This is a genomic window from Acidocella sp. (genome assembly GCF_028687955.1).
Classification (GTDB): domain Bacteria; phylum Pseudomonadota; class Alphaproteobacteria; order Acetobacterales; family Acetobacteraceae; genus Acidocella.
Genome location: NZ_JAQTZC010000095.1, coordinates 1 through 5594, shown reverse-complemented (window position 1 = coordinate 5594; position 5594 = coordinate 1). Strand labels below are relative to the sequence as shown.

Here is a 5594-nt window from a genome sequence, read left to right as displayed (position 1 = left end):
GCGGCGCTGATGGTGCTGTTCCTCTGGATCAACCTGCTGGCGATCAGGCTCGTGCTGAAGATCAATAACGCGATTACCTGGTGGAAGCTGCTGGTGCCGGCGGGGACCGTGGTTGCGCTGATGTTCGTGCATTTTCGCGTGCGCAATTTCACCCAGTTCGGCTTTGCCCCCACCGGCATGAACGGGGTGCTGGCGGCGGTTTCGGGATCGGGGGTTCTGTTTGCTTATCTGGGCTTCCGTCAAGCGATCGAGCTGGCGGGCGAGACCTCCAATCCCAGCCGCAGCCTGCCCTTTGCCGTCGTGGGGTCGGTCCTGCTGTGCATTCTGCTCTATTGCGGGCTGGAGCTGGCGTTCATCGGCGCGCTCACGCCAGCCAGCCTCGCCAACGGCTGGGCAAAACTGAGTTTTCCCGGGATTTCCGGGCCGTTTGCCGGGCTGGCCAGCGGGCTGGGGCTGACCTGGCTGGCTCTCACCTTGTATGCGGATGCCGCGATCTCGCCGGGGGGCACCGGGGTCATTTACAACACCACGGCGGCGCGGGTGATCTATGCAACCGCCGGCTCCGGGTTCATGCCGCGGCTCTTCACGCAGATTTCGGGCAATGGCGTGCCGGTGACCAGCCTGGCGCTGAGCTTTTTTGCCGGGCTGCTGTTTTTGCTGCCCCTGCCCTCCTGGCAGATGCTTGTGACCTATATCTCGTCCATCAGCGTCATCGCCTACGGCATCGGCCCGGTGGTTTTGCTCGCCTTCCGCCAAACCCTGCCCGAGGCGCAATATAAGCGCCCCTTCCGCCTTCGCCTGGCCCTAGTTTTTGCGCCGATGGCCTTTATCGTTGCGAATCTTGTGGTGTTCTGGGCGGGGGCGGGCGTGGCCAACCATCTGCTGGGCGGCCTGCTGCTCATGTTCGTGCTTTATTGCGGGCAGCAGTTTGCCGTGCAGCGGACGCTGCGCCATCTGGAATGGCGCGGCGCCTGGTGGATGGCGCCTTATTTCGGCGGGTTGTGGCTGATCACTTATCTCGGGCCGACGCACGGCACCGGCACTTTCTCAAACCTGAGCGGCACGGTTGTGATCAGCGTTTTCAGCCTGGGGATTATCGCCCTGGCGATGCGCTGCGCCCTGCCCGACCCGCAAGCGGCGAAAGCCAATTACATGCGCACCGACGCCTTGAAATTCCTGACCGTGCCCAAGGCCTGAGCGCGCCCTGGGCACGGCCGCGCCTCACATGCCGATGGCGCGGCGGTAGACATCGAGCAGGGTTTCCTGCTCCTCGATCTCGGCGGGTTCCTGTTTGCGGATGCGGATGAGCTGGCGCAGCACCTTCACATCGAACCCGGCCGATTTCGCCTCGGAATAGATGTCCTTGATGTCCGAACCGAGCGCCTTGCGCTCTTCTTCCAGCCGCTCGATCCGCTCCACAATGCTGCGCAGGCGCTCGCCCGCCACATTGGTCGGTTTGTCTTCCGTTGCATCAAGCGCCATGGTGTATCCTTCTCAATCGGGAGGGCGGGAATAGAGGGTTAGAACCCCCAGCGTCAATGCCCTTCCCCACCCTCCTGCCTGACGGCAAAGGCCGACTGGGCCTGCGGGTTGGCGCGTAAATACGTCACCAGAGCGCGAAAGGCGGCGGCCTCCAGCGCCGCGGTAACGGTTGGAGAAATCTCCGGTTTGCTCATCCTGAGGCTCCTGGCATAGTGGTAGGGTGAAACATGGTTCCTAATCGTCCGCGCCTGGAAATACCGGTTTAAATTGCTATACCGCAATTATTTTATGAGGTTTGCATGACCGATCGCCTGCGCCGCCACCGCCGGACCAAGATCATCGCCACGCTGGGGCCGGCAAGCGCCACCCCGGAGATGCTGGCGCAGTTGTTTCTCGCCGGGGCGGATGTGTTCCGGCTGAATTTTTCGCACGGGCACCATACGGACCATGCGGCGCGCATTGAGATGATCCGCGCGCTGGAAAAAAAATCCGGCCGCCCGATCGGGATTTTGGCGGATGTGCAGGGGCCGAAGCTGCGCGTGGGGCCGTTCCAGTCCGGGCGGGTGAGCCTACAGGCGGGGCAGCAGTTCACGCTGGATATGAATGCGGCCCCCGGCGATACCCGGCGGGTGTGCCTGCCGCATCCGGAGATTCTGGGCGCGGCCGAAATCGGCTCGATGCTGCTGCTCGATGATGGCAAATTGCGGCTGCGCGTGGTGCGCAAGCGCGATGACCACCTGCTGACCGAGGTGCTGAACAGCGGAACACTCTCCGACCGCAAGGGGGTGAATATTCCTGATGTCGTGCTGCCGATCCCGGCGCTGACGGCGAAGGATATCGCGGATCTGAACTTCGTGCTGCCGCTGGGGATTGATTATATCGGGCTCTCCTTCGTGCAGCGGCCCGAGGATGTGATGCAGGCGAAAATGCTGGCGGCCGGGCGGGCGATGGTGATGGCCAAGCTGGAAAAACCACAGGCGCTGGAAAACCTGGAGGAAATTTTGCGCCAGGCGGATGCGGTGATGGTGGCGCGCGGCGATCTGGGCGTGGAACTGCCGCCCGAGGATGTGCCCATTGCGCAGAAACAGATTATCCGCGCGGCGCAGCAGCGGGGGATGCCCGTGGTGGTGGCGACGCAGATGCTGGAGAGCATGATCTCCGCCCCGGCGCCCACGCGCGCGGAAGCCTCCGATGTGGCGGCCGCCGTGTATGACGGGGCGGATGCGGTGATGCTCTCCGCCGAGTCGGCCGCTGGGCAGTATCCGCGCGAGGCGGTGAACATGATGGACCGGATTATCGCGCGGGTGGAGCGTGATGAGGACTGGCGGCGCGGGATAGACGCGAAACGGCCGGCGCCGGAAAAATCCTCCGCCGATGCGATTGCGGCGGCGGCGGTGCAGGTGGCGCACACCATCGGCGCACAGGCGATCGTGGCGCTGACGGAGTCCGGCTCCACCGCATTGCGGGTGGCGCGCGAGAAGCCGGGTTGCCCAGTTTTGGGGCTGACCACCACAACCCCGGTGGCGCGGCGGCTGGCGCTGGTGTGGGGGGTGCATGCCGCCATGACGGGCCAGGTGCATTCCATGACCGAGGCGGTGGCGCAGGCGGTGAAAATCACCCGGCGGGAAGGTTTCGCCAGGAAAGGCGAGGAAATCGTGGTGGTGGCGGGCGTGCCGTTCGGCCAGCCGGGGACGACGAATGCGCTGCGGGTGGCGCGCGTATGATGTGATGACGCGGCCGCGAAACCGGGGCAGCAGCGTTGCATTACAAATTCCCCACTGGCGCTAAAAATTGTTGAATATGAATGTGTTGCACCACGAACCCCGGCGGACTTCCGCCTTGGCGGGGCGCGGCTTTCTCTGTATTAATGTGCTGAAAATGATTTTCACACGTTAATTTGAAGGATCTGACATTGCATTCAACGCGGACGGCCTGGGGTATGGGCAAAACGGGCGTGGCGATCGGCCTGGCGATGCTGGCCTTGGCGAGTTGCAGCAAAAAGACGCCAGTCGCCGTGTTGGCCCCGCCGCCGGCGCCGGTTGGCCATGTCTATCCAACGGCTGTGCAAATCCCGGCCGTTACCTCACGCAGAATTAAATTCACGCCGGCGCAGTGGGATGCCTACCAGCAGGCGTTCAATATCATCGGGTTGAAGTCAGCCTTGATGGTCGGTGCGCTCTCCTGCGACCAGAGGGGCCAGTATGATACGTTCATGACCACGTTCCAGCCGCATATCCTGGCGGCGCAGCATGTCATGGACGGGTATTTCCGCCGGATGGCCGGCCGGGCGGGCCAAAGCCGCGAGGATGATTTCGTGACGCTGCTGGCCAACAACCAATCAATCAGCGCGCAGGCGCAAGGCTCGCTGTTCTGCCTGAACAACGGTGCGGAATTCAAGGCCGTGCTGGCGCTGCGGACGCCGCGGGATCTGGACGCCTTCGTCTCCAACCAGGCACCGGAACGGCCGACCACTGTGGCTTCCACGGCGAGCGCAAGCGCGCCCTGAAGCCGGTTTGAGGACGCGCAGCTCCTTGCGGACGGCCTCGGGTTTAGCGCAAGGCTGCCTGCTGGGCGGTAAAGAGCTCCGCCGTGCCCGAGCGCGCCAGGGCGAGCAGGGCGGCGAAGGCGGCGTCGTCAAACGTCGCTTTTTCAGCGGTGGCCTGGATTTCGATGATGCCGCCAGCCCCGGTGAGGATGAAATTGGCGTCGGCGTCGGCGGCGGAATCCTCCACATAGTCAAGGTCCAGCACCGGCACGCCCTGGTAGATGCCGCAGGAGACCGCCGCGACCTGGCCGATGATGGGGTTCACCTTCAGCACGTTCTTCTCGCGCAGTTTTTTCACCGCCAGGCAAAGGGCGACATAAGCGCCGGTGATGGAAGCGCAGCGGGTGCCGCCATCAGCGTTCAGCACGTCGCAGTCCAGCGTGATGGTGAACTCGCCCATCAGCTTGCGGTCCACCACGGCGCGGAGCGAGCGGCCGATGAGGCGCTGGATCTCCTGCGTGCGGCCTGACTGCTTGCCGCGCGCGGCTTCGCGGTCTCCCCTGGTGTGGGTGGCGCGCGGCAGCATGCCGTATTCGGCCGTCACCCAGCCCTCCCCCTGGCCGCGCATGAAACCGGGGACCTTGCCCTCGACGCTGGCGGTGCAAAGCACCTCGGTGCGGCCCATGCGGATCAGCGCGGAACCTTCAGCATGGTGGGAAAAGCCGGTCTCGATGCTGACTTCGCGCAACTGGTCAAATTTTCTGCCCGACGGCCGCATGCTTAAACTCCTGTGTACTTTGGTTGTGGCGTGCTATTAGCCGAGGCTGTACAAATGGACCATAGAAGCAAATTGAATCCGAAACAGCCGCCACGGCTTCCGCCGGGGCTGGATGTGCGCTCGGCCGCGGTGCTGCGCGAGATTGTGGAGCAATATGTGGAGACCGGGGAGCCGGTGGGCTCGCGCACACTCTCGCGCCTGCTGCCGCTTAATCTCTCGCCCGCGACCATCCGCAATGTGATGGCGGATCTGACCGATGCGGGGCTGCTGTTCGCGCCGCACACCTCGGCAGGGCGGCTGCCGACCGACCGGGGGTTGCGGCTGTTCGTGGACGGGCTGCTGCAATTTGGCGAGCTGAGCGAGGATGAGCGCAGCACGATTAATGTTGCGCTGGCGCAGTCTGGCCGGAGTTTGCAGGAGACGCTGGCGCAGGCTTCCAGCATGCTCTCGGGGCTGTCCGCCGCCGCGGGGCTGGTGCTGGCGCCCAAGGGCGAGGGGCCAGTTAAGCATATTGAGTTTGTGCCGCTCTCGCCGGGGCGCGCGCTGGTGGTGCTGGTCTCGGCCGATGGGCAGGTGGAGAACCGGATTATCGAGACGCCGCCGGGGCTTCCGCCATCAGCCTTGCAGCAGGCGAGCAATTATTTGAACGCGCAGCTCTCCGGATTGTCATTGGCCGAATTGCGCCAGCAGGTGGCGCTGGATTTGTCAGCGGACCGGAGCGCGCTGGATGCGTTGACGAATGCGGTGATCGAGGCCGGGCTGGCGACCTGGGGGAGCGAGGGCCGCGCCGGCTCGCTGATTCTGCGCGGCCAAGGGCGGCTGCTGGCGGATGTGGACCAGTTGGAGAAG

The 5594-nt window shown here is 64.3% G+C and carries 7 protein-coding genes; 4 read left to right on the top strand and 3 right to left on the bottom strand.

Features of this window, described 5'->3' with window-relative positions; all coding sequences use genetic code 11:
• A partial coding sequence (locus PHE40_RS10330) for an APC family permease (RefSeq protein WP_299961472.1) occupies positions 1-1197 on the top strand: 1197 nt, incomplete at its 5' end.
• Positions 1198-1221: 24 nt separating this feature from the next.
• Here PHE40_RS10330 and PHE40_RS10325 read toward each other — a convergent pair.
• Together PHE40_RS10325 and PHE40_RS10320 are read right to left on the bottom strand one after the other, a co-directional pair.
• On the bottom strand, positions 1222-1482 hold the full coding sequence (locus PHE40_RS10325) for a DUF2312 domain-containing protein (RefSeq protein WP_299961470.1): 261 nt from the start codon (positions 1480-1482) through the stop codon (positions 1222-1224).
• A gap of 53 nt (positions 1483-1535) precedes the next feature.
• Positions 1536-1676 carry a hypothetical protein gene (locus PHE40_RS10320; RefSeq protein ID WP_299961468.1) on the bottom strand — a complete coding sequence of 47 codons (141 nt, stop codon included), beginning with the start codon at positions 1674-1676 and terminating at the stop codon, positions 1536-1538.
• Between the two features lie 105 nt (positions 1677-1781).
• On the opposite strand from PHE40_RS10320, the gene pyk reads away from it, so the two are divergent.
• Complete coding sequence (pyk, locus tag PHE40_RS10315; RefSeq protein WP_299961467.1) at positions 1782-3206, top strand: pyruvate kinase; 1425 nt, start codon at positions 1782-1784, stop codon at positions 3204-3206.
• Between the two features lie 173 nt (positions 3207-3379).
• The gene (locus PHE40_RS10310) at positions 3380-3988 is read left to right on the top strand and encodes a hypothetical protein (protein WP_299961465.1); all 609 of its coding nucleotides are present in this window, start codon (positions 3380-3382) and stop codon (positions 3986-3988) included.
• A gap of 43 nt (positions 3989-4031) precedes the next feature.
• Here the strand turns inward: PHE40_RS10310 and rph are convergent, their stop codons facing one another.
• A complete protein-coding gene (rph, locus tag PHE40_RS10305) occupies positions 4032-4745 on the bottom strand; it encodes a ribonuclease PH (RefSeq protein ID WP_299961463.1) in 714 nt (237 codons plus the stop codon).
• A gap of 54 nt (positions 4746-4799) precedes the next feature.
• Here rph and hrcA point away from each other — a divergent pair.
• Positions 4800-5594, top strand: a 795-nt coding sequence (hrcA, locus tag PHE40_RS10300; protein ID WP_299961461.1) for a heat-inducible transcriptional repressor HrcA, incomplete at its 3' end; no start/stop codon positions are given.

Bases quoted from the DNA above. Each gene is read 5' to 3' on its own strand.
- PHE40_RS10325 (WP_299961470.1), bottom strand. From the start codon at position 1,482: ATGGCGCTTGATGCAACGGAAGACAAACCGACCAATGTGGCGGGCGAG.
- PHE40_RS10320 (WP_299961468.1), bottom strand. From the start codon at position 1,676: ATGAGCAAACCGGAGATTTCTCCAACCGTTACCGCGGCGCTGGAGGCC.
- pyk (WP_299961467.1), top strand. From the start codon at position 1,782: ATGACCGATCGCCTGCGCCGCCACCGCCGGACCAAGATCATCGCCACG.
- rph (WP_299961463.1), bottom strand. From the start codon at position 4,745: ATGCGGCCGTCGGGCAGAAAATTTGACCAGTTGCGCGAAGTCAGCATC.